Origin of the sequence: Xanthocytophaga flava (genome assembly GCF_030068545.1) — a bacterium.
Lineage (GTDB): Bacteria > Bacteroidota > Bacteroidia > Cytophagales > 172606-1 > Xanthocytophaga > Xanthocytophaga flava.
Map to the genome: position 1 here is coordinate 99,609 of NZ_JASJOR010000004.1, position 24,080 is coordinate 123,688.

Annotated in this window: 19 protein-coding genes; 4 read left to right on the forward strand and 15 right to left on the reverse strand. The window is 39.9% G+C overall.

Features of this window, described 5'->3' with window-relative positions:
* Nucleotides 1-79 precede the first annotated feature (79 nt).
* The 3 genes from QNI15_RS07665 to QNI15_RS07675 form a co-directional block, all read right to left on the reverse strand.
* Nucleotides 80-1,558, reverse strand: a complete 1,479-nt coding sequence (locus QNI15_RS07665; protein WP_314031219.1) for a tetratricopeptide repeat protein — start codon at nucleotides 1,556-1,558, stop codon at nucleotides 80-82.
* Nucleotides 1,559-1,735: 177 nt separating this feature from the next.
* Complete coding sequence (locus QNI15_RS07670; protein WP_313976274.1) at nucleotides 1,736-2,014, reverse strand: HPF/RaiA family ribosome-associated protein; 279 nt, start codon at nucleotides 2,012-2,014, stop codon at nucleotides 1,736-1,738.
* A gap of 45 nt (nucleotides 2,015-2,059) precedes the next feature.
* Entirely contained in the window at nucleotides 2,060-2,401 is a 342-nt protein-coding gene (locus tag QNI15_RS07675; RefSeq protein ID WP_313996404.1) for a four-helix bundle copper-binding protein, read from the reverse strand.
* A gap of 277 nt (nucleotides 2,402-2,678) precedes the next feature.
* Here QNI15_RS07675 and tyrS point away from each other — a divergent pair, with 277 nt between their 5' ends.
* The 4 genes from tyrS (at nucleotide 2,679) to QNI15_RS07695 (ending at nucleotide 6,824) form a co-directional block, all read left to right on the forward strand.
* On the forward strand, nucleotides 2,679-4,001 hold the full coding sequence (tyrS, locus tag QNI15_RS07680) for a tyrosine--tRNA ligase (protein ID WP_314031220.1): 1,323 nt from the start codon (nucleotides 2,679-2,681) through the stop codon (nucleotides 3,999-4,001).
* Between the two features lie 81 nt (nucleotides 4,002-4,082).
* Nucleotides 4,083-4,763, forward strand: coding sequence for a substrate-binding periplasmic protein (locus tag QNI15_RS07685; RefSeq protein WP_314031221.1), 681 nt, complete (start codon nucleotides 4,083-4,085; stop codon nucleotides 4,761-4,763).
* A 27-nt stretch (nucleotides 4,764-4,790) separates the two neighbouring features.
* Nucleotides 4,791-6,170 (forward strand): dipeptidase, encoded by a 1,380-nt coding sequence (locus QNI15_RS07690; RefSeq protein WP_314031222.1) that lies wholly within the window; start codon nucleotides 4,791-4,793, stop codon nucleotides 6,168-6,170.
* 72 nt (nucleotides 6,171-6,242) lie between these two features.
* A complete protein-coding gene (locus QNI15_RS07695) occupies nucleotides 6,243-6,824 on the forward strand; it encodes a hypothetical protein (RefSeq protein WP_314031224.1) in 582 nt (193 codons plus the stop codon).
* A 15-nt stretch (nucleotides 6,825-6,839) separates the two neighbouring features.
* Here QNI15_RS07695 and QNI15_RS07700 read toward each other — a convergent pair whose 3' ends face one another.
* The 12 genes from QNI15_RS07700 to QNI15_RS07755 all read right to left on the reverse strand — a co-directional run bounded on the left by QNI15_RS07700 (nucleotide 6,840) and on the right by QNI15_RS07755 (nucleotide 24,076).
* A complete protein-coding gene (locus QNI15_RS07700; protein ID WP_314031225.1) occupies nucleotides 6,840-7,382 on the reverse strand; it encodes a GNAT family N-acetyltransferase in 543 nt (180 codons plus the stop codon).
* A gap of 43 nt (nucleotides 7,383-7,425) precedes the next feature.
* Nucleotides 7,426-7,791 (reverse strand): DUF7674 family protein, encoded by a 366-nt coding sequence (locus QNI15_RS07705; protein ID WP_314031227.1) that lies wholly within the window; start codon nucleotides 7,789-7,791, stop codon nucleotides 7,426-7,428.
* Nucleotides 7,792-8,020: 229 nt separating this feature from the next.
* The gene (locus tag QNI15_RS07710; RefSeq protein WP_313996418.1) at nucleotides 8,021-8,932 is read right to left on the reverse strand and encodes a helix-turn-helix domain-containing protein; all 912 of its coding nucleotides are present in this window, start codon (nucleotides 8,930-8,932) and stop codon (nucleotides 8,021-8,023) included.
* Between the two features lie 46 nt (nucleotides 8,933-8,978).
* The gene (locus QNI15_RS07715; protein WP_313996420.1) at nucleotides 8,979-9,812 is read right to left on the reverse strand and encodes an SDR family NAD(P)-dependent oxidoreductase; all 834 of its coding nucleotides are present in this window, start codon (nucleotides 9,810-9,812) and stop codon (nucleotides 8,979-8,981) included.
* Between the two features lie 178 nt (nucleotides 9,813-9,990).
* Nucleotides 9,991-10,650: a family 16 glycoside hydrolase gene (locus QNI15_RS07720; RefSeq protein ID WP_314031229.1), complete on the reverse strand. Its 660-nt coding sequence runs from the start codon at nucleotides 10,648-10,650 to the stop codon at nucleotides 9,991-9,993.
* Between the two features lie 121 nt (nucleotides 10,651-10,771).
* Nucleotides 10,772-12,412 carry an arylsulfatase gene (locus QNI15_RS07725; protein ID WP_314031230.1) on the reverse strand — a complete coding sequence of 547 codons (1,641 nt, stop codon included), beginning with the start codon at nucleotides 12,410-12,412 and terminating at the stop codon, nucleotides 10,772-10,774.
* 90 nt (nucleotides 12,413-12,502) lie between these two features.
* Nucleotides 12,503-14,905, reverse strand: a complete 2,403-nt coding sequence (locus tag QNI15_RS07730; RefSeq protein WP_314031231.1) for a tetratricopeptide repeat protein — start codon at nucleotides 14,903-14,905, stop codon at nucleotides 12,503-12,505.
* 83 nt (nucleotides 14,906-14,988) lie between these two features.
* Nucleotides 14,989-17,457, reverse strand: coding sequence for a TonB-dependent receptor domain-containing protein (locus tag QNI15_RS07735; RefSeq protein ID WP_314031233.1), 2,469 nt, complete (start codon nucleotides 17,455-17,457; stop codon nucleotides 14,989-14,991).
* Between the two features lie 33 nt (nucleotides 17,458-17,490).
* Nucleotides 17,491-18,918, reverse strand: a complete 1,428-nt coding sequence (locus tag QNI15_RS07740) for a sulfatase family protein (RefSeq protein WP_314031234.1) — start codon at nucleotides 18,916-18,918, stop codon at nucleotides 17,491-17,493.
* Between the two features lie 374 nt (nucleotides 18,919-19,292).
* Entirely contained in the window at nucleotides 19,293-21,116 is a 1,824-nt protein-coding gene (locus QNI15_RS07745) for a sulfatase-like hydrolase/transferase (RefSeq protein WP_313996433.1), read from the reverse strand.
* Nucleotides 21,117-21,138: 22 nt separating this feature from the next.
* Nucleotides 21,139-22,788 (reverse strand): sulfatase-like hydrolase/transferase, encoded by a 1,650-nt coding sequence (locus QNI15_RS07750; protein ID WP_314031235.1) that lies wholly within the window; start codon nucleotides 22,786-22,788, stop codon nucleotides 21,139-21,141.
* 1 nt (nucleotide 22,789) lies between these two features.
* Nucleotides 22,790-24,076, reverse strand: coding sequence for a hypothetical protein (locus QNI15_RS07755; RefSeq protein ID WP_314031236.1), 1,287 nt, complete (start codon nucleotides 24,074-24,076; stop codon nucleotides 22,790-22,792).
* Between the last annotated feature and the right edge of the window lie 4 nt (nucleotides 24,077-24,080).

Sequence of the window (24,080 nt, forward strand, 5' to 3'; positions counted from 1 at the left end):
ATTAAAACGGTATATTCTATTTCTGATCTATTCAACTAAACAGAATATACCGTTTTTTCACATAAATCTCTGTTCTTATTTAGGAAAAGAGAGAAGCTAGTCCTATTCCCAGCAATACCAGAATATACATACTTACTTTAATAATTACTAACCAGGCAAATACATTTCCGATAGTACGCAGAATACTTTTTTGGGGACGATTTTGCTTTCTTGTATCTTCTGCCAGTTGCCATCTGGCTTCTCTTTCCTGATTACGTTGCTTACGTTCTTCCTGAACTTTTTCGATGTCCCGCTTAAATTCATCTTTAGCAGTCTGCCATTCCTGCTTTATCTCTGCTTTGGTTTCTTTCCATTCCGCTTTCTGCTCTGCTCTCCTTTGTTCAAATGCCTCCTTTTCCTGCTTTCGAATTGCTTCTTTCTGAGGATTGGTTTTAAACACTTTCTTTCTGAATAGTGTAAATATACTTAGCACACCTACTACTAAAATGCCAGAGGTTACGATAATACCCAAAGCAAGGCCACCCCATATCCAGCAGGATAAAACCACAAATGATACAATACATAAGAAGCTTTCAGGTATCACTATTCCAGTAGGCTCTTTTCCTCCCTGAGCTAATCGTTTCCTCTCTGGGTCATCAACTATAAGCTGGTCTGAGACCTTTGTAAGCAATAAAATCAGTGGAGAGAAATATAACGATAGCTGCATCTTCACTGAGATTGCCATAATACAGGCACAAATAATTTGTATCCACAATCCATACCCCTGCAACAAATAAAAACATCCCGCCCCCACACTTAACCGGATTAGCCACCTGCTCCATTTGGGTAATATACCAAATAGATAAGGTAATTTGATTATGTAAGAAGTTACATTGCGGAAAAGCCAGTTTTGATGCTTTCGGATAGTTAAAGCATATACTCTTGCCTCCTCATTAGAAGGATCTAACTGCAAGGCATTCTGGAAATAGGAATAGGCTTCATCAAACCGCTTTTGTGTATATAGAATCTTACCTATGTAACATATTACTTCCGATTGATCAGGACCTAGTGAGAGAAGTTTTTTCATTACTTCTTCGGCTTCTTCTCTCCTATCATTATGACTTAGTGCCCAAGCACGTAATAATAGACAATGAAGATTGTCTGCATCAAATGTCAGTCCGGATGCTGTCACAAGTAATACTTGTTCCCAATTTTTTTGGAAAACAAAGATTTCCGCGAGTATTCCATAATAGATGGGTTCTTCAGGCTGTAGTGTTAATGCCTCACGAATGGATTTTTCAGCTTCAGTATTTTTCTGAAGGGTTAAATGAAGAATAGCCTGAAGATAGTGGACGTAGGCATCATTGATTACCAATCCTGCTAACTGTGAAACATACTTTTGTGCTTCATAATATCTCTGTTGCTCTATTTCCTTAATAGCAAGTACTTTTAATACTTCTGCATCTTCAGGATCATCAACAAGGAGTCTCCTTAATTCAGCTTCTGCCAAATCGTATCGCTTCAGATTCTTAAGAATTCTGGCTTTGCTTAATATGTTGTTTCTCTGTTCAATATTCATAGCTCCGGGCATTTTACCCTTAATAGAGCTAATTACAAGAAGGTATCCTAGTATAGGAAAGCCAGGAGGGTAACAAGTGTAAGTTTTATAGGATGTGCATAAAATATCAAACAAGCTCACCTATTTTCTATAAAATGAGAAAACAGATGAGTTCGTATGTTACACTTCTGGTATAAATTATTTATTACGCTTTTTAAGTTCGTTCAAAATCTTCTCATAGGTAGATTCCAATGCATCATCAAAACTGCCTAACTGAGTATTGGCAGAAATATCTGTGGCTCTGCCATGTAAACGAATCTCTAAATTAAATTCTTCTGAGTTCTGTTCCTTTTTCAGGAAGACCTCTGCATTTGTAAAAAGTTCCGAATAGTTATTCAGTGATTTGATGCGGTTATAAATACGATTCAGAAATTCATCATCTGCCTCAAAATTCAGCATATGAATATCAATTTTCATAAAAATAGAATAAGTATCTCTTTTGTTTGCTCGGTATAAATGCTGTTATAAGACTACTACAGTCATATATTGCTCACAGGTCTCTGCACAATAATGACAAATTTCGGCACATTCTCTACAATATTCAAGAGAATGTTTTCCACACTCTTTTTCACAATCCTTACAAATATGCACACATAATTGCAATAAATGGTTCCAATGCTTTGATTCTCTTGAAATTAATTTCAACGTCAGTGAACAAGCATCTGCACAATCCAGTGCAGTAGCAATACATGTACGTACCAAAGGCGTATCTGCTTCATTCAGGCAACCTGTTGCGCAACGCTCACAGCCATGAATACATCTGGCTAGTGATTCTACCAGGGTGTTTAAATTCTGTATAGCCATAACTGATGTGGAATAAGTGAGAAACTACACCAATAAGAGCAAAAAATTATGCCTTACATCCCAAAAAACAGAGATATAATCCTAATTTATTTCGCTTTATTGATTTGTTTATATTACTATAGTCTGCTCATCTTAGTTATCCTATTCATCATTGGCATTTATACTTTAAACTGTCACAAAAAAATTATACCTATAGATTTTTTCAGTAAATAGAGCAACTCTCCCTTTGTAAAAACAATTTCCTTTTAACTTTGTTCCTGAATTCTACTTAAGACTCATGAATAAAGACGCAAAAATTAATTTTATTGAAGAATTACAATGGCGTGGCATGCTCCATGATAAAATGCCTGGTACTGATGAGCAACTAGCCAAAGAAATGACAGGTGGATATATTGGGTTTGATCCAACAGCAGCATCTTTACATATCGGAAACCTGGCAACTATTATGCTTCTGGTTCACTTTCAACGAGCAGGTCACAAACCGTATGCTCTGGTAGGTGGTGCTACAGGTATGATTGGGGACCCTTCGGGTAAGTCCAAAGAACGAAATCTGCTGGATGAGAACACATTACAAGCCAATCAGGCAGGTATCAGAAAACAACTGGAGAAATTTCTGAAGTTTACAGGCGACAATGCTGCAGAAATGGTGAATAACTACGACTGGTTTAAAGAAATTGGCTTTCTGGAATTTCTGCGTACAGTGGGCAAACACCTGACTGTAAACTATATGATGTCCAAAGACTCTGTTAAAAACCGTCTAGGAGAAGGCAAAGAAGGAATTTCATTCACAGAGTTTTCCTATCAGTTGTTGCAAGGTTATGACTTCTACTGGTTATACAAGAACAAAGGAGTACGATTACAGATGGGTGGCTCTGACCAGTGGGGTAATATTACAACGGGGACAGAACTAATCGGACGTATTGACAATGGCAAAGCCTATGCATTAACAGCACCTCTGGTAACTAAAGCAGATGGAACTAAATTTGGCAAAAGCGAAGGTGGAAACGTATGGCTTGATCCAGCCAAAACCTCTCCGTATAAGTTCTATCAGTTCTGGTTGAATGTATCCGACGATGAGGTAAAACGCCTGATTCGTGTTTTTACTTTGTTGGATAAAGACGTTATTGAAAGTCTGGAAGCAGAACATACACAAGACCCTGGTAAACGAGTGTTGCAGAAAACACTAGCCAAGGAAATTACTTGTATGGTACATTCTGAAGAAGATTATCAGAAGGCAGTAGAAGCTTCTGAAATTTTGTTTGGCAAGAATACTACTGAGATTCTGGCTAAAACAGATGAACAGACTTTACTGGAAGTATTTGAGGGAGTAGCTAAAGCGCAATTATCAAAAGAAGAACTTACCAATACACCCAATGTACTGGATTTCGTATTCGCAGTTGCAGAAAAACAAAAAAGTCTGAATGAAAAACCATTATTCCAATCCAAGGGAGATGCCCGTAAACTGATTCAGGGAAATGGGGTAAGTATTAATAAAATCAAAGTATCAGATCCTGCACAAGTTGTAGACTTCCCATTGCTTCAGAATAAATACCTTCTGATTCAAAAAGGAAAAGAATATTGCCTGGTAACGATTGATTGATTACCCGTTTTTATCCAGACGTCACAGGAGTCCTAAACCTCTGTGACGTCTTTAGTATCTATACTCCCTATTCTTACTGTCATGAAATCTGTTCTACACGTTGGGTTAGACCACGCAGCTCCTGTTCCTTTACACACAGATATACGCTCAGGGCAGTTTGAAGGCTTTGAAGTGGATCTTTTGCAATGCATAGCCCAAAAACTCAATTGCCATCTGGAGTATAAAATTATTTTGTGGAAAGACATTCTCGAAAAACTCGAACAGAAAGAAGTAGATATAGTCTGCTCTGCTGTCACTGTAACAGAATCCCGCAAGAAAGTATTGGGTTTCACCAACTCGTATCTTGACTTCCATCTTGGGGTGGTCAGTCGTAAAGATGGACTATTAGACAGTATAGAAAAACTATCTCAAAAGAAAGCAGGTGTACGCATTGCCACAGAAGCAGAAGACTACATTCGGCAATACCTTAACCCATTCTCGGTATATACATCCGACAGTAACGATGATTTATATACCCAATTACAGGAGGGAGCCTTCGATTATCTGGTAGACGATACTTCCATTGCAGGCGCTTTTGTTGAGAAACACCCTATCCTTTCGGTTAGCTTAATTCTGCCAGATACAGAGTCATCGTATGCTATTGCGTTACAGAAGGATAACCACTCACTCAGGAACACCATCAACACGATTCTTGACGAATTAAAACAAAATGGTACGTATGATATGATGTATCAACGCTGGTTTCAGAATATATTATTGTAACACTTACTAACATCATCTGGATTGCATATGAATTCCTATATTGAACAACATAAAAATCGCTTTTTAACAGAATTGATTGAATGGCTGCGTATTCCGTCGGTATCAGCGGACAGCAAGTACAAGGATGATATACGCCGTGCCGCTAATTTTGCCAAAACACAACTGGAAACAGCCGGAGCTGACTTTGTTGAACTATGCGAAACTGCCGGAAATCCCATTGTGTATGCAGAAAAGATCATAGATTTTAAACTACCTACTGTTTTGGTCTATGGTCACTATGATGTACAGCCTGCTGATCCGATTAATCTCTGGAACTCCCCTCCTTTTGAGCCTATCATTCAGAAAACTGCCTTGCATCCCGATGGGGCTATCTTTGCCCGTGGTGCCTGTGATGACAAAGGTCAGGTGTATATGCATATCAAGGCGCTGGAGGTGATGTTACAAACCGATTCTCTGCCTTGCAATCTCAAAATTATGATTGAAGGAGAAGAGGAAGTAGGGTCTAAAAACCTGGAGTCTTTCGTCACAGCCCACAAGGACAAACTGAAAGCGGATGTAATTCTGATCTCCGATACCAGCATTATTGGTAATGATACACCTTCACTGGAAGTAGGTTTACGAGGACTAAGTTATGTAGAGTTAGAGGTAACAGGCCCTAACCGGGATCTGCATAGCGGAGTATATGGTGGCGGGGTAGATAATCCAATCAACGTATTGTGCCAGATGATTACCTCACTGAAAGATGCCAATGGGCACATTACGATTCCAAACTTCTATGACAATGTGATAGAACTAACAGCCGAACAACGGGCAGAACTTAATCAGGCACCATTTGATCTGGAAGCATATAAGAAAGACCTGGGTATTGACGATGTATTTGGTGAAGCAGGTTATACCACCATTGAACGTACAGGTATTCGGCCTACACTGGATGTAAACGGTATTTGGGGTGGATACATAGGTGAAGGAGCCAAGACAGTATTACCATCCAAAGCATTTGCGAAAATCAGTATGCGCCTGGTACCTAATCAAATCCCAGATGAAATTACCGAATTATTCCAGAAACATTTCGAAAGTATCGCTCCTAAAACGGTTAAGGTACAGGTGCGTCCTCATCATGGTGGACATCCGGCTGTAACACCTACTGACTCTACTGCATTCAAGGCAGCCAGCAAGGCATTTGAAGAGGCATGGGGTAAAAAGCCAGTTCCAACCCGTGGTGGTGGCAGTATACCTATTGTAGCCTTGTTTGAAAAAGAGCTAGGTCTCAAAACAGTACTGATGGGATTTGGTCTGGACAGCGATGCCATTCACTCTCCAAACGAACATTATGGTGTGTTTAACTACCTGAAAGGCATCGAAACCATTGGATTGTTTTACAAGCACTATGCGGAGATGAGTAAATAAGATAAATGGGTTGTCAAAAAGACAGCCCATTTTTTTTCAACTATCTCTCAGTTAGGATTTACTTTAACAAATATGACAGATCAAGATAAGTTACTGTTAGTTAGATTTATTACAAGAATGGGTATGTATATTCCTGAGAGAAACAAATCCAATATAATCAGTTTTGTATATGGCTATGAAATAGGAAGGAATGGAGAGTGTAGCTTTACTAAGCTGCTTATAGAACATATGGAAAATAAATATTCTATTCCTCATAGCTCCGCCAGTTGGATAGGACAAATTCATTTTTATGCAGAAAAAAAGAAGTCATCTTGGGAAAGCACATTTAGACAGATTAGTCTTGAGATAATCGGATCAGAAGAAAATGGAGGACTAAATCAGGAAATGCAGGACACAATCAAAACTTGGATTCACTCTCTGATTGGCAGGATAGAAGCCCAAGGAAACCCATGGTTTAACCAATGGTGGGTTGATGAATGGAAGACAGTGGTTATGACAAAGAAAAATTGGTTTAAAAATATGTGGACACCTCAGGAATTTAAGATTATACAAGCCATTACAAAAGAAGTAAGTAACAATAACGTCTTTATGATTGTCCCTAAAGAACCACTTTTGAGTCTATCTGAAAAATTCAGACATTTAGAGAAGCAATAAATATCGTAACGATATTTAGATTTCTGCCGGATCAAATACCATACCGGTGCAAAGACAAAACTTACAGTTTGTACGTTGCAGAATATCATAGTTGCAGCAAGATTGACATCCTTTCCAGTATTGTGTATCTGCGGTAAGCTCTCCAAAAGGCATAGGTTTAAAACCTAATCGTGAATTGATTTTCATTACTGTCTTAGTGGTTGTAATGCTAAATATCTTTGCATCCGGAAATAGTTGACGGCAACGCCTAAACAGTTTTCTTTTGAGTGCTTCAGCGATTCCTTTATTCCGATAGTGAGGGGCTACTATTAAACCTGAATTAGAAATAGATTTTCCGTTGTCCCATACTTCAAAATATCCGAACCCAGCCCAATCGCCATTTCTATGGGTAGCAATAAAGGCTTTGCCTTCTTCCATTTTATGTAATATATCTTCGGGCAAGCGTTTGGAAATACCTGTTCCTCTAACTAACGCACTGGTTTCCATAGTCTGACAAATCAACTCAGCATACTTTTTATGTTTGATTGAGGCTATTTCTATTTTAAATTCAGTATTCATTTCTATTTTGGTTAAGTTCAATTGGCTTCTGATTAATGTACTATTATGGAAGAGAAGCCCGTAACTGGCTGTAGTATTCTTTTCGAAGCTGAGGAAGCAATAATGACCGAAGTACAGATGAAAGAGAATTGTTCTCATCCAGTAAAGTGGACAGAGAGTACAGATACACATTGCTAACAGCACTTCGAATCTGGGCATCAGAGTGTTGCAACAAATCTTCAGCCACCATAAAACACCTTCTCACATCTTTAAAATGATAGGATAAAGCAAATGCTTTCGTTTGATCGGCCAACTCCTGAATAAGCGTATAGATATTTTCACGATCGGACTGACTGATTGTCTCTTCTTTATTTTCAGATTCGGAAGGTACACTTTGCCATAAGGCAAGTAGAGGAATAATAGATTTCATATTGTATTCTGTTTTGACAATCTATATCCAAACCTCTTGCCAAATTGACTAGTATACAGATAACTAACTGTCTATCAACACATATAAACAATAATTATAGAGATAGAAGCAAGTACATCTTTTTCAAAATGAAAAAACCTTTCTGTTTTGGAAAGAAAGGTTTCTAGTTAACAGAGAGGTATGAGATGTATCATTGTACTCAAACTAATCTCATAGGCTACAGGCTTCCTCATTTTGATCTGACCTGCTCACGAAATTCGAGTGGAGATAGATCAGTCTTTTTTTTAAAGAGCTTATGTAGAGATTGTGGATACTCAAATCCCAGCTGGTAAGCAATCTCAGCCACACTTAGTTCAGAAAGACTTAATAACTCTTTTGCTTTCTCTATTACCTTTTGCTGAATATGTTGTTGTGCACTTTGTCCAGTGATAACCCGTAACATATCACTCAGGTAATTACGTGAAATATTTAACCGATCAGCAAAATAACTCACTCCTGGCAAACCATGTAGCTCGGCATCTTCATTCTCAAAATAGGAATCCAACAGATTTTCAAAATCGATGAGCAGACTGTCATTCCCTTGCTTTCGGGTTAAAAACTGTCGATGATAAAAGCGATTACAATAACTCAATAACAGTTCTAGTTGTTTGATAATCACATCTTGAGAAAAACGGTCTACCACAGCAGAATATTCCCGTCTGATGTCTTCAAACAATCGCTTAATAATATGTTCTTCATCTTCTGATAAGTGCAAGGCTTCATTTACTGCATAAGAGAAAAAGCCAAACTGATGAATTTCGCTAGCCAATGAATAGCCTTGAATAAAGTCCGGATGAAATACCAGCCACTGTCCTTCAAGCTGCCAGTCATCTCGTATTTCCGTCACTACTACCTGCTTTGGAGCAAAAAATGTCATTACACCTCTATCAAAATCATAGTGGCGTTGGCCGTACCTCATCTTCCCCTCAAAGTTTTTCTTTATAGCAACACAATAGAAATTATAGGCAACAGCTTCCAATGCACTATCATCAAAACAAGTAATGTCCTCAAAATCCATAATGCTGATTAACGGATGCCTGGGGCTGGGTAGCTTCAGTAGCTTATGCAATTGGGCAATGGATTGGATGTTATAAGGTTTCATAGTATATGCAGTAAAGAAGACAACTATATTGGCTCCCAGAAAAGGGTTAATCAAAATTGGTAGAAAGCGTCAGATCTTTCCATTTCTCAAAATCTGCTTCCTCTACCTTACGCTGCTTTGTTACCAGTTCATATGTGTCAGGTCCTACCAACAATCGAACAGGCGGTTGTTCCATACGGCTCAGGTTAACAAGGATCTGAACCAGCTTTTCAGGATCACCCTCTTGCTGTCCGCTAAACTGAGACCACATCTTCTCTGCTTCGTCCACACCATATACAGCAATCCTGTTTTTAACATACATAATAGAGTCCATAAACTCCGTCCTGAACTGGCCTGGCGCTACAACAGTTACATGAACTCCGAACCCTTTTACTTCCTGTGCCAGAGCCTCCGAAAGACCTACTACACCAAACTTGGCGGCATTGTAACTGCTGGCCTTCTCAAATCCAACATATCCGGCATTGGAAGAAATATTGATTATATGGCCGGATTGGTGCTTTCTCAAATAAGGCATGACATTCCGTATCACATTGACAGTGCCAAATAGATTGACATCCATTGTTTTCCGAAACTCTTCATCTGACATTTCTTCCATACTTCCTACCAAAGAATATCCAGCATTATTAACGACTACGTCTATACGACCAAACTCCTGTACTACACGATTAATAGCTTCTTTTACATCTTTATCAGACGTGATATCCAACTCTACCGGAAAAAGATTCTCGACATTTGTGCCTACCTTCTTTTTCAACGCCTCTACATCCCGTGTAGTAGCAGCTATCTTATCACCTATGGATAAGGCAAACTTTGTTAGTTGTAATCCAAGACCTTTGGAAGTACCTGTAATAAACCACACCTTTTGTTGTTCAGTATTCATATAATCCACTTTATAAGTTAGAACTCATTTTGCGGATACAAAATTGAAAAAATAATTTTTGTCAGAAGTAGCCCAATTACGGAGAAGAGTGTCTGAACTACAGATAGTATAGTTGTGTTATCATTTGTGTAGATAACACTAATACAAAAGGAGAACCTTCCGTGGTTCTCCTTTTGTATTATCGTCTCGTTATTTTCAGATTCTTAAACTCTCCATCAGAGCCATCACCTACCCATAACCCAATTTTTCCGTCCTTGCGATCATTAAGCTTCTTGATAGTAAGAGAGGCAGTTTTGACATCGTTTACATAGACCTGCACTGTCTCGCCTACCACCTCTATGCGGGCATGAAACCAGTTATTAGGATCTGGAGGAGAAATAACAGCTTTTTCATAAACTCCGTTTCGCTCTTCCCTTAGTTTAGACCATGTATATACTGGATGGCTGATATACTGTACAGCATGGATTCTACGTATAGAGTCCTTTGCATGAAAATTAAATGGGCGGAAATAAACAGCGTCATAGGTTGAGTCATTTACTCCATGAAAGGCAACACCTAAAAAACTACGTTGTAATACATCTTTTCCCTTAACGTCTATTTCTATTCTTCCATTACTAAAAGTAATACCATTAAGCCAGACTATGCCCTCCCGATCTTTCTCATTCAACTTAACAGCCATCTTATCATCTGATAAATAGATTGTACGATTATATACAGTTAGTTTCTTTTGTTCCAGAAGTGATGCCAGATCATAATTAGTAGTCTTTTGTGCTTGTACAAGAGAGGGAACTATCCCAAATAAGGAATAGGTTAACCAAAGTAGACAATGTTTTTTCATAAAGTTGCAGTGTTAAATAAGGAAATAACAATGGTATGCGAAAAGGAGGTGAAATGCAACTACCTGACTCCTATATAACTATAAAAATCAGGTAGTATATAAACATTCATAAAAAATATTTTTACTGAGCAGTCCTTTGAGCCTGTGCTGAGGCTGGACTTTGCCCAGGAATCACCATTGGTTGAGCAGGTTTTATTTTATCATAGTCTACTACACCTGTCTTTTCAGCCCACTTACCATAATCAGCCGACAGTTCATTTACTATTTGTGGATTTTGAGCTGCTACATTTTTGGTCTCGCCACGGTCACTCTCCAGATCGTATAGTTCACACTGATAAGCTGGGAAGGTGGAAACAATCTTCCATTTTCCTTTATGTACAGCCCTGTTACCAGCACGTTCCCAGAATAATGGCTCTCCACGGTTTACTTCTGAAGCTTTTCCCGTCAATACAGGTACAAGGCTTTTTCCTGCCAGCGGATTGGCTGTTACCCCATTATAAGTAGCAGGGTATTTAGCTCCTGCTAATTCATAAAAGGTTGGAGCCAGATCAATTAGGTGTCCTGTTCCTTTTACCAGAGAACCAGCCTTGATTTGTTTAGGAAGCCAGGCAATAAAAGGAGAACTAATACCGCCTTCATGCATATTGTTTTTGTATTGGCGCAAAGGAGTATTCGATACATATGCCCAGTTTTGCTCCTGGTAGTCATAAGACCCTGGTGAACCAATAGGACCTGTGTTACGCTGTGGTTTACGACCAATACCTGCAAATCCTCCCTGAGCCCCATTGTCCGAAATAAAGACAATCAAAGTATTGTCATCCTTTTTCAGCTCTTTCAAGGTATTTAGTACACGACCTATACTCTGATCTACCCGATCCAGCATCGCTGCATATACTTCCATTTTGGCTTTCCAAAGTTGCTTTTGATCATAGGTTAGATTATCCCAGAGAGGCACTTCCGGATCACGTTCTGCTATATTTTGATTGGGTTGCAATATGCCCAGTTCTCTCTGGCGGGCCAGTCGTTGTACTCTCAATGAATCCCAACCAATATCATATTTTCCTTTGTACTTCTCAATATCCTCAGGCAATGCCTGTAACGGCCAGTGAGGTGCATTGAATGCCAGATACAGGAAGAATGGCTTATTGGTCTTATTTTGATCTTTTAAAAATTCAATGGCATTATCTGTGATTGTATTGGTCAGATATTCACCTTCTTTCAGCTTCAGTTTTTTGTTATTTTTAATTAGTACAACAGGAGGAGCCTGTCCATATTTGCCAATGTCAAAATAGTTGCTGGCACCTGATACAAAGCCATAAAACTGCTCAAATCCCCGCTGATTAGGCCAGGCAAGACTATCCTGTCCCAGATGCCATTTACCTGACATAAGAGTACTATACCCATTTTGTTTCAGCACCTCGGCCAGTGTCAGCGACTCTTTGTTCAGATATCCCTGATAGGCAGGCAATCCCAGATTCACATCAAAATATCCTACACCTGCCTTGTGCTGGTATTGCCCAGTCATCAGAGAAGCACGGGTTGGGGCACAAATAGAGTTATTGTAAAACTCCCGGAAACGAATGCCTTCATTAGCTAGCTTATCCAGGTTAGGGGTTTGGATCTCAGAACCATAGGAACCAATATCCGAATACCCCATGTCATCGACCATAATCAGTATAATGTTCGGCTTAGCCGATTTCTGTGCAACTGCCAGAGACATAGCTGTCAGGGCAAATACCAGAGAAAAAAAGAATTTCTTCATAATGAACTACCATAAATTAGATTAATAAGAGGTTGTGGATGTATTGTAGAGATATTTGCTTCTAAATAAAATTGTCGCATCTATGATACCTTATGGAATCATCTGTTTCCAGCGGGCAATAGCTGGATCATTAGGATATAAACCTGCATATTGCTCACTATAGGAACGCGCTTCTGCAAAATTTCGGGTTTCGATTAGCCATTCCACCAACAAGCTAAGCAAGTCTCCATTGTTAGGCAGATGCTGTAAAGCTTGTTTTAAAGCTGCAATCCCTTGTAGGGGTCCCGCTTTATCATGTAAAGCTACTGCGTAAACATAGGCATATTGTACATTATCTGGAGAGAGGCGAATCGCTTCTTTCAGTAAAGGAAGTGCTTGGTTTACATCTCCCAGACGAACGTAGGCCAATGCCAGTGCATACCGTAGATCAGCTCCTTTGGGAACAAACTCCAATCCTTTATTCAATGTCTCTACAGCCAGCACATCATTCTTTGTCAATCGATAATAGTCTGCCAGGTTTACATACCCTGCTTCAAATTTCCGATCCAGTTCGATAGCTTTGAGCAACCAGCTACGGGCTTCGTTCCATCGTTGCTGACGCAAATACAAAACACCAAGCTGTGAAGAATTGGATGGAAAATCAGAATGTAAACGCAGAGACTGTTCATACTCTCCCAACGCCCTACCCCATCGCTGACGGTCTGTATCATTCAGTTGCTCTGCAGGCATATCAGCTAGTGTAGCTACCGTTTCCATACGAACCATACGATTGGCATCATCCAGCAAGGCATTGGCTAATCGCCACCGTTCTCCTGGTTCTACTGTCTCAAGTAGTTTTACAGCCTCTGAACGTACTTTTGGTGCAGCATCCTGCATCAGGAGCTGTGCCAGAGCTATTACTTCTGGCCTTGCTTCTCTTCGTAACAAAGAGAGAGAACTAGCTCTAACGATAGCAGATTGTTTTGTATCCTTTGCCAGCGTCATTAAAGCCTGGTCAGCATTGGGTTTGCCGGAAGAAGCCTGATGGAAGGTATTTGCCCAATGAGGTCTTTGTCTCCACTCATTGCCATACCACTTATCCAGTGCGTTTGCAGCCCACTGATTGTTCTTTTCTGTATGACACGACACACAGGCATTCGGACTTTGTGTAGTCATGCTCAGATCCGGACGTGGCACCTGAAAGCTGTGATCACGACGTTCGTCTACACCCATATAGGTACGGGTGGGCATATGACAACTTACACAGGAAGCGCCAGCCGTAGCTGTCTGATGAAAATGGTGCTTGGGTGTATCAAAGACTGCCGGACTATGACAACGCCCACATAATGCATTGTCAGAAGCCAAAAGCTTACCTGTATGTGCATTGTGACAATCTACACAGGTAACTCCATTGGCATACATCTTACTTGCATGAAATGTATTCCAGACATATACTTCATCGTGTTGCTCACCTGTAGCCCAGAACAAAGGCTCTGTCAAAACCGCAGGATTATGGTGCTGGGTAAATTCATCGGCAGGAGAGGCATTCCATCCATCTGTCAGCTGACTACTACGGGCATGACAGGCGGCACATACATTTTCAATAGCGGGATTAGGTCCTTTAATCCGATGTGCAATAGGTGCATTATCAGCAAATTGCCAGTCACTAGCCCAGCCAGATCGCAGACTAAAAGCAAAGCCTTTTTTGGCATCTGTTTCCTTTGAAGCAGTTTTACTCCATTCGATATGCCCGGACGCAGGTCCATGACAAGATTCACATCCTACACTCAACTCTTTCCATTCGGTATGATAAGCCTTTTGTTCAGGGTCCCAATTTTTCTTTAGTGCGGTCGAATGGCATTCAGCACACATCATATTCCAGTTCTGGTAAGGTCCAGTCCAGTGAAGCTGATCCTTGAAATCAATTTTTTCGTCCGGATACATATGAAACCATCGCTGTCCGCCCTCCTCTTTCTTGCGTGAATCCCAGGCAATGGGAATAGCCTGCATACGCCCTCCCGGAAACTGAACCAAATATTGTTGAAGTGGGTATACACCAAATGTGTAACTTACCTTGTATTCAGTCAGTTTACCGTCTGGTCCATCGGTTTCGATAAAGTAATCATTTCCCTTTTTATAGAAACGACTCTGTATAGTATTATACCTGAAAGTAGCCTCATTGAAATTACCCAACACAGTTTGTGCATTGGCTTCCTGAATAGCTTGGGCATGATGTGAAGAATTCCACTGTGTTTGTTGCTCAGCATGACAGCTTTGACACTGTTTACTACCAACATAGGTTGCCAGAGATACATTATTAGTGAAAGTATCAGCTTGTTCTGCATTCTCCTTCTGTGAACAGCTTATCAAGAAAAAGGAATAGCCAACACTTAACACAATAGCTGTTATTCCTATCCATAAAGTTTTTCGGGAAGACAAGCTACTTTTAGTTAAGGTCTCTGTAGGTTTGCTTGTAAACTCTGTTTTCTTTTCTTTGTTGCTCGTTTTGCGCATTGGTTTTCCTCTATTTCATTCCCACAAGGATATAGAATTATATATCTCCATCTAATTATAGATCCTTTCAGGGAATGCTTGTCTTAAAATTCCTTTTCTCCAAATTCACTTTCTGTAAACTTCAGTTTTTTGCTTAGCTTATTAAACTGGTAACTGAAATTAAGTCGAAACACATCTACTTCCTGAATATAATTCGTAGATGTATAAAAATTGCTACCATGTGTTGTCAGTCTCTGTTCATTAGAACCCAACATGCCTAAATCTATGTTCTGCCATTGCAGACTTACACTCCCCTGGCCCTTCCACAAGGTTTTCTTTAGTGTAGCACTGGGTATCAGAAAACGAGAGTCTTCTCCCTGAGCTGTCACCGTGCGGGAAGTATAGTTTACATTTACCTGGAAAGTAAGAGAAGGAAAAACTCTGATAGTAGTATTTCCATTGACAGAATAATTAATGCTGTTTGTTTGCACAGCCGTATTAAATACTCCACCCCGAATGGCATACTGGTATACATTTCCTCCAGCAAAAAAAGTCCACCATTCGGCAAGTTTCAAATCCAGGCCTGCTTCAATACCATACGATGTAGCCTTGCCAGCATTGGTGTATGTACGAATCAGAATGGTATCGTTGTAAACAGTATTGACACGGTTAATCACATGTTGTACACCCCGGTAATATACATTCGCAAAGACAGAATGAAATCCTATATTTTTAACAACTCCTATCTCTGCCAGGTCTATGTATTCAGGTAGCAGTTTAGGATCACCTACTTCCAGTACTTCAGAGTGCCTTCTCGCCGGAAAAGGGTTCATCATATTGGAAGTAGTATGTACAATCCGGCGACTATATCCTGCTTTCAATTTAAAGTCCTTCGTGATAGTATAGAGCAAATTGGCAGAAGGAAACAGATTAACCCGATTAAAAGTATAGGGTGTAGAGGTACTCTTATCTTCTAATGTACGATCAATAAACTCCGTTCGTAATCCAGCTGTATAGCTGAGTTTGCCTATCTCAGCAGAATACTGTCCATAGAGAGAATGAATATGTCGGATCAGTTTCACCTCATTGCTCAAATCCTCCCGTACCGACCAGGTTTTGGAGGAGGGGTTGTATTCTCTGTATGTAAAATCTCCTTTATGCAATAAATACCGATACTGATATCCGCCTTCAAATTTTCCTTTTTTCCCAATTGACTTACTATAATCTGTTTTAAATCGAAATCCATCCAACGGATTGCTTTCATCCATAACCGCCTGGTTATATAATTGAGAATGCAACTCTGGATTTACATCTTTGTTGTTTGTAGGTCCACCCAGAATGGTTTTCTCATACAGAGCAGATACTGTCAATACAGATTTATCGGAAAACAGATGAGAATAGTCCAGATTCGAAACAACAAAATCTCCTCTGCGTTCACGCAGATTCTGATTGAAGTAATCAAATGAATTTAGCAGCTCTCCTGTTGCTTCGTTGCTTCGTTGCTGTTTATAAAGGATGTCAGCCTTCCGAAACTGACTTTTTTTGCCTGCATAGAAACCAGCTTCAAGTGTATTGGAAGGACTGATCTGATACGAAACCACTCCTTTTACAGAATAAGAATAGGAATAATAACTTCTTTCTCCCAAAGAAGGGAATGTTGTATAGATAGTATTCAAATATGTTTTAGCTTCTCCATCCCGGTACCCGGCAATATCATCACGTTTGTAATTGGCACCCAACGACACATTCCACTTAGCCTTTTTGTAGTTGGCAGTTACATCTCCTCCAAAACGGACAGGCCTGTTTTCATTGCCATAGTCCTGTACACTAGGCAAACCTATCTGAGCATTTGTCAGAATGTAATAACCATCTGTTGCCCCTTTTTTAGTGGTAATATTGATGATACCTGATTTTCCATCCGGATCGTATTTGGATGAAGGAGTAGTAATAACTTCCACATTTTCTACGGTATTGGCAGGAAGTTGATTCAGAATAATGCCAGGATCAGACTGAACTGGTTTTCCATCCAGTAATACAATGAAACTGGAAGAACCCCTCATCGTGATATCACCTTCACTATTAACAGATATAGACGGAAGATTTTTCAGTACATCTGTGGCTGTTCCTCCCTGAGCAGACTGAAACTGTGCAGCATTGTACACTTGTTTATCAATATGATGATAAGTAGCTGCTTTTTCTCCTTTAATAATGATCTCATTCAGTAAAGCAGGACTAGCTTCCAGGGCAATCTGGCCTATAGTATAGACTTTATCTCCTGATATAGTTATAGGAGGTACCTTAAAAGGTTTATAGCCTAAAAATTGTACAATCATATAATATCTTCCAGCTTTTATGTCTGTAAGAGTAAATGTTCCTTTTGCATCAGCAGCTGTTCCTGCCACCAGTGAACTGTCTTGTAAACGATGCAATGTAACAGTTGAGAACTCCAGAGGATGTAATTTGTTTTTGTCTACTACACTACCCTGAATAGACGTCTGTGCTACTGTTTCCTGTAAAAGGAGTACAAGTAAAAATCCTATATAAAATACTTTTTTGTATATATAAGGTATCATATTCTGACAGATTAGTTATACCAGGTATTCTATTCATTGAAAGGAATAAACAGATGCTTTTTTACGCAGCTTCTCTACAACATCCGGATAGGAGGCTGCTACATTCTTCTGTTCAGATGGATCTTTTTCCAGATCAAATAAGAGTCCCTCTCCTGCCGGATCTCCTGTTTTCACGCCAGGAAACTGATTGGCTTTTGCCTGTTCAAAAGGAGCAATGATAGTTACGCCATCAGGGCTACGAGGATCTATCCAAGTTGAATCTGAGGGTAACTGTGCTGACTCAGGAGAATGTATATGTAACTTCCATTTGCCACTACGTACAGTATACAATTTATCCGTATAAAAGGAAAACAGTGCATCGTGCGGTGTTTTCGTATTGGATACGAACAAAGGAAAAATGTCTTTTCCATCCAGTACATGATCTTTGGATAATGGTATACCTGCCAGCTTTGTCAGAGTAGGAAATACATCTATTACTCCAGCTGGCTCTTTGGATACATGTCCAGACTTTATATGTCCCTTCCATTGCACAACAAAAGGTACTCGTATCCCTCCCTCCCAATTCTGAGTTTTCATACCACGTAATCCTCCTGAACTTCCTCCAAACCAGGGACCATTGTCTGATAGAAAGATCACAATTGTATTTTCTTCTAGATGGTGTTCATGCAACTTTTTCATTACCTCTCCTACAGACCAATCCAGTTCCCGAACAGCATCAGCATACAGATCACCTTTGGTATCAGGTGTATAAAATTCTTCTGATACTGCCATTGGCTTGTGGGGCATTGCATGAGGCAGATAAAGAAAAAAAGGCTTATCCTTATTTTTGTCAATAAACTCCAGTGCTTTTTGTGTATAGCGTTTTGTAATGGTAGTTTGTAATACCGGATATTCTACTACTTTATCGTTTTCCATTAACACAACCGGACGCATATCATTGGAATACGGAATTCCATAATATTCATCAAATCCATGACGGCTGGGAAAAAACTGTGGTTTATGCCCCAGATGCCACTTTCCAATGATCTTTGTGGCATATCCAGCTGATTTAAGAACTTCACTCAGAAGTAGTTCATTATCCGCAATCCCTACATCATCTCCTCCTCTGTATGTCTGAAAACTAGCTCTCACTTTTTCCGGATTCGGATTGGCAGTCATTCCATGACGTATAGGATACCGACCTGTTAGCAATGAAGCACGTGTTGGTGCACAATACGGTGTTGGTGTATAAAAATCGGTAAGCTTAGCCCCTTGTGCAGCCAGTTTGTCAATATTAGGGGTCTGCCACTGTGTTTGACCATAAGAAGAAAGATCTCCATAGCCAAGATCATCAGCCAAGATCAGAACAATATTAGGTTGAAGGGCTTTTTCAGGTCTTTTTTCTTTATTTGTAAAAGACAACAGACCTAGTCCTAATACTATGATTGTACTACCGAAAAAGATCAGTAAATATTGTTTCATCAGGATGTGAGTGGTATAGATTGGTTTAAATATATCTTCTGTCTATTGCTTGAATAGAGGTTTATTGGTTACTACCAATACGTATCCTCCAAATGTTGCAACAGTTTGATAAAAAGTACTATCAGAAAAGACTTAGTGTATGTTTGGATACATAAATAAGTATGGCAGAGAGATAGATAAATAATATCCTGCAGTGTAAATCCCTAATTACTAAAGATTTTGTTTGGTGGCGACAAAACCCTATTAAATCCATAGACAAATGTAATAGTATGATTTTTATTTCCAATCATCCCAAAAGAATTTTATTTGAGTTAATTGGAAATAAAAACCACAAGAAAGAACGATTACAGATAGAAGCTTATCAATCCATTTTTTCAGTGAACAAATGCCTCTGTAAAATTCCTGGCAGCACGGACATCATAAGTATCTGCAGGCTTTTCAGGAATCAGTTTTTTGGCAACAGGAATAGCAGGTATAGCATCTTGTCCAAATGTTTGCAAAACATTTAACGCTTGTAATCGCACAAATTCATTCGGGTCTTCCAGGCTTTTAATCAGGGTCTTGATAGCACTATCCTTTTCACCTGTATGAAACAAGGCTTCAGCAGCTGCAATCTGTACTGCAGGTTCTGCATCATTTAATAATGCAGTTAACTGCACCTTTGCTGCTGCACCAGCTTCTTTCAGTACAACACATCCTGTAGCAGCCCAATATTTCACAACCGGATCAGCATCTGCGAGACGCTTAATAAGTCCATCTTTGTATTTAAGATTACGTGAGGATGCCCAATCTGCTGTTTCCTGAATCTTATCCAGTGAAAAATCATCGGTGCGAGCATAGGTATACAATGGTCCCTGTGCTGCTTTTCGTGATAGAATCGCTTCAGGTATAAATCCAACATCCTTACTCTCCTTTATGTATTTCTGATTGGCTTCCCGAAAGCGAAGCAATACTTTTTCATACTGGGGCTGAGAAGCCAGATTAGTGATATTATGAGGATCGTCTTCTATGTCATAGAGTTCCTCAGCAGGCTTGGGCAGCCAGAAACGGGATTGTACTTCATTTAAACGACCTGCCTTGTATTCCCTTTCCCAGGATTGCATTGAAGGGGCTTTCCACAAATAATCCAGATGCTGACCATAGATTTTATGCGGCAAATAGTTACGGATGTAGCGGTATTTCTTATCCCGAACGGATCTAACCATATCAATGCATTCATCCATCCGTCCCCTAAAAGCAAAAGCATATTGCCGGGGAGCTTTTTGCTGTCCTCCTAAAAAAGCTTGTCCTTGCAGATATTCCGGTACTGGAATATTCAATAGGCTAAGAATGGTAGGTGCAAAATCCAGAAATGTAACCAGGCGATCCGTTGAAGTACCAGCCTTACCTGATGCCAGATGAGCATACTTCTTTGGAAAACGAATAATCAAAGGAATATGTAGCCCCGATTCATACATAAAGCGTTTGCTGCGACCTAATACACCTCCATTGTCACTGTAATAAAATACAATGGTATTTTCATCTAAACCTTCCTCTTTCAGTTGTTGGAGTAACTTACCAGCTTGTGCATCCATTGTCTCAATCTGGTCATAGTATTGAGCCCAGTCGTGTTTAAATTCAGTGGTAGGCGGATGGTAAGGTGGAAGAGGAACTTTATTTGGATCATGATGCAGAGAATCTTTATACCGATGAATGGAACTTTCATGGGAGACATTCAGATTAAACACAGCAAAAAAAGGCTGTCCGGCTTTCCTGTTTTTATATGAAGCCTTATCACTGGATTCATCCCATGTCTCCAGCTGGTCTACTGTATTGTAATCCTTTTTTGCATTGTTAGTGGTATAATACCCTGCTTCACGCAGATATCTTGGAAAAAACTTCACAAAGTCAGGTACTGGATACGTACTACGCATATGTTCTGTCCCCATAGCAGGCGGATACATACCTGTAATGAGCGTAAATCGGGAGGGGGCACATACAGGTGCAGTAGAAAAAGCATTAGTATATCGAACACCCTCTTTAGCTAGTTTATCCAGGTTAGGAGTTGTCGCAAAGTTATCTCCATAACAATGCAGTAGAGTTGTATTGTCTTCACTTACAATCCAGAGAATGTTCGGTCGGTCGGTTTGTTTTTGTGCCTGTACAGTCAGTGTTACTACAGCAAGCAACACACATAGGATATTTTTCAGGTTATGCATGTCTTAACTAAATATAAAATAGTTATAAATTATATCGATCTTCCACTCCATCAAATTCGTTCCGATAATAACCAGTGCTAGGCCATAATGGCTTTACCAGTCCTTTCTCCCACTCATTCAATGTCTTTTGCAGGTCTTTTACCTTCTCAGGATAGGAAGCCGCCAGATTGTGTTTTTCTTCTTTGTCCTTGATTAGATTATACAAGGCAGTAATATTATCTTTTTCATTCATTACAAGCTTCCATTCACCTTTACGAACTGCTTTGTTTGAGCCAGCACGCCAGAATAAAGTCTCATGTGGAGTTGCAGAATCTGGTTTAGCAAGAAAAGGAATCAAATTGACACCATCGTATTTTCGTCCGGATGGCAATGCAGAACCTGAAACAGCAGAAGCTGTAGCAAAAATGTCCAGTGAACTAACAGGTCTGTTATCTGTAATTCCTTCCGGAATATGTCCTTTCCATTTAACAACGTAAGGCACATTGATTCCACCATCATACAGTGACAATTTGCCTCCTTTCAAAGGTGCATTGCTGGTAACATCAGTATAGGTAGCCCCACCATTGTCACTCAAAAACACAATTAGAGTATTGTCTTCCAGACCCGCATCTCTGATCTTTTGGTGTATCTTTCCAATAGCCCGATCCAAGTACTCAATCATGGCATAATACACAGCTTTATTCCGATCGACTCCTTGTGCTTCGTATTTTTCTATATCCTTTTTGTAGGCTTGAAAGGGAGTATGTGGAGCATTGAATGGAACATACAGAAAAAATGGTTTCTCACGATGTTGATCAATAAACTGTACAGCTTCTTCTGCTAGCTGGTTAGTCAAATAGTCTTTGGTGTGTATAATTTCATTTCCTCTTCGAACAAGAGAATTGCCTTGTCCACCTAAATCCCAGATATGTGAATCCATCACACCTTTGTGATGAACATTCACCAAGCCAGGACTTGTCGTATCTGTATACCAGGCAAATGCTTCATAAAAACCATAATGGTAATCAAAACCTCGCTTTAGTGGCAGAAAATCCTCATTGCTACCCAGATGCCATTTTCCAATGATACCTGTCGCATATCCGTTTTTCCTAAGCAAATCGGCTATTGTAATCTCGCCCAGCGGTAATCCCTGCCGAGCTACGTTTTCAGGTGTAGGGATACCTGTATTATTGGCAAACTCTAATTGTTGCTTATCAATAAATAACCCCGCAAGCAGTTGCTGCATCCGATTTTTCGGGTAGCGATTCACAGGTTGTAATTCATGTCCAAAGCGTTGCTGATAACGACCTGTAAGCAATCCTGCACGGGAAGGACTACAGATCGCAGCTGTAACATATCCTTCTGTAAAGGTTACGCCTTGAGCAGCCAGGCTATCAATAGCTGATGTCCTCACAATTTTATTTCCATATAAGGAAATATCCGTCTTGCCGAGATCATCGGCTACCAATACCACAATATTAGGTTGACGTGCCACAGGTCTGGAAGCAATAGGAGCAGTCAGAAAGGTATTCTTTTCCTGAATAGCTTTTTCATCAACAGGTAGATCATAGTCATGAGAAGCCAATGGATATAACAAATAGCCCAGTAGTATGGCTAGTCCTATACCTATGATCCCAATTCGTCGAATGGTTTTTGATCGTTTTGAGCGAGGTTGTATTACAGGTGAGGTCATGTTATTTGGAAAGCTGAAGTTCTAATTCGAGTGTTTTTTGAATGGCATGTGCAATCTCTTCCAGAAGCTGCGGTGAAGTTGTCGTTTCATCATCGGAAGGCATATGATGAAAGGTATGCCCATAGGCAATACCAAAGAAACGTTTGTATCCATGTGCCGAAACCACACTTAATTCTCCTAAGGCCTGCTCTTCGACTTTCCATCTTTTTCCTGGCTGCCCTTCAAATCCAGACAGAATACTGGCCTCCATATTTTCACTATACATGATATTTCTCAATGGATCTACCGTATTCAGTTTGGTTCCTCCCGAGGGAGAGGATTTCCACTCACGGGTAGCGATACCAGCCCCCAAGTGTAGCCATAGGTGCACATCTTCTGGCTTGGGAGCGTATTGGCCAATAAATACATGAGCTCCTGTATTATCCAGTTCATGCCCTGAATTGGCTGTAAAAAGAAAGGTATAAGGCAAATTCTGTTTACTAATCCATTCTGCCAATGCATTAAAAACAGCTACTCCAGGACCTCGTTCACCACCACAGGTAAACCATCCGCTAATCGGTGTAGAGATAATCACATATTTTTCTCCCGAACCAATCTTACCTAGTACACTTCGCGCCTGTACAGCTTTGATTGTACCTTTTATTGACAAGGTAACAGGTGTTTTCTGAGCAACCACCTTTAGTATATGTGCTGAATCTTTAGGAGCTATTATCACCACAGGCACTTTCCAGGGTTGCAGATCCCTGGTGGTATTATAAGCTACGATCTCTCCTACTTTATTAGTAGAGATAGCAATGATTGCCTGTGCACCTGCATTGACTACAGAGTCCAGTGCTTGAATAATGGATTTTGTGATTTGTCCACCCGGAGGCAACCGGACCAATGCAATTTTATGCCGGATGTCTGTCTTTGCATTGCCACTCAAATCGACAACCTCGCTTTTCACCTTTACCGCCGGATCTTTCACATACCAGAGAGGAAAAGCCTCTACAGAATGACCTTTGATATCCACTGCCGCCTTCTCCAGAAAAAATTGCTTTACAGGAAAATAGGTAAAAGAAGTCAGAAAACCATTTATCTCAAGCCTCTTTTGTATCCAGGTAGAGGTTTCAATATCACCCTCTGAAGCTGTACGATGAATACCAAATGAAACATATTTCTTTACATCTGCATATAGTTTCTCTCCCTGAAAAGGATCTGTAGATTGGGCATGCACAACTTGTGTATATGCTCCAATCATACAAATCCATAGATATAACAAACGTTGTTTGAGTGTAGTATTTCTCATAGAT

Bases quoted from the DNA above. Each gene is read 5' to 3' on its own strand.
- QNI15_RS07665 (WP_314031219.1), bottom strand. From the start codon at position 1,558: ATGAATATTGAACAGAGAAACAACATATTAAGCAAAGCCAGAATTCTT.
- QNI15_RS07670 (WP_313976274.1), bottom strand. From the start codon at position 2,014: ATGAAAATTGATATTCATATGCTGAATTTTGAGGCAGATGATGAATTT.
- QNI15_RS07675 (WP_313996404.1), bottom strand. From the start codon at position 2,401: ATGGCTATACAGAATTTAAACACCCTGGTAGAATCACTAGCCAGATGT.
- tyrS (WP_314031220.1), top strand. From the start codon at position 2,679: ATGAATAAAGACGCAAAAATTAATTTTATTGAAGAATTACAATGGCGT.
- QNI15_RS07685 (WP_314031221.1), top strand. From the start codon at position 4,083: ATGAAATCTGTTCTACACGTTGGGTTAGACCACGCAGCTCCTGTTCCT.
- QNI15_RS07690 (WP_314031222.1), top strand. From the start codon at position 4,791: ATGAATTCCTATATTGAACAACATAAAAATCGCTTTTTAACAGAATTG.
- QNI15_RS07695 (WP_314031224.1), top strand. From the start codon at position 6,243: ATGACAGATCAAGATAAGTTACTGTTAGTTAGATTTATTACAAGAATG.
- QNI15_RS07700 (WP_314031225.1), bottom strand. From the start codon at position 7,382: ATGAATACTGAATTTAAAATAGAAATAGCCTCAATCAAACATAAAAAG.
- QNI15_RS07705 (WP_314031227.1), bottom strand. From the start codon at position 7,791: ATGAAATCTATTATTCCTCTACTTGCCTTATGGCAAAGTGTACCTTCC.
- QNI15_RS07710 (WP_313996418.1), bottom strand. From the start codon at position 8,932: ATGAAACCTTATAACATCCAATCCATTGCCCAATTGCATAAGCTACTG.
- QNI15_RS07715 (WP_313996420.1), bottom strand. From the start codon at position 9,812: ATGAATACTGAACAACAAAAGGTGTGGTTTATTACAGGTACTTCCAAA.
- QNI15_RS07720 (WP_314031229.1), bottom strand. From the start codon at position 10,650: ATGAAAAAACATTGTCTACTTTGGTTAACCTATTCCTTATTTGGGATA.
- QNI15_RS07725 (WP_314031230.1), bottom strand. From the start codon at position 12,412: ATGAAGAAATTCTTTTTTTCTCTGGTATTTGCCCTGACAGCTATGTCT.
- QNI15_RS07730 (WP_314031231.1), bottom strand. From the start codon at position 14,905: ATGCGCAAAACGAGCAACAAAGAAAAGAAAACAGAGTTTACAAGCAAA.
- QNI15_RS07735 (WP_314031233.1), bottom strand. From the start codon at position 17,457: ATGATACCTTATATATACAAAAAAGTATTTTATATAGGATTTTTACTT.
- QNI15_RS07740 (WP_314031234.1), bottom strand. From the start codon at position 18,918: ATGAAACAATATTTACTGATCTTTTTCGGTAGTACAATCATAGTATTA.
- QNI15_RS07745 (WP_313996433.1), bottom strand. From the start codon at position 21,116: ATGCATAACCTGAAAAATATCCTATGTGTGTTGCTTGCTGTAGTAACA.
- QNI15_RS07750 (WP_314031235.1), bottom strand. From the start codon at position 22,788: ATGACCTCACCTGTAATACAACCTCGCTCAAAACGATCAAAAACCATT.
- QNI15_RS07755 (WP_314031236.1), bottom strand. From the start codon at position 24,076: ATGAGAAATACTACACTCAAACAACGTTTGTTATATCTATGGATTTGT.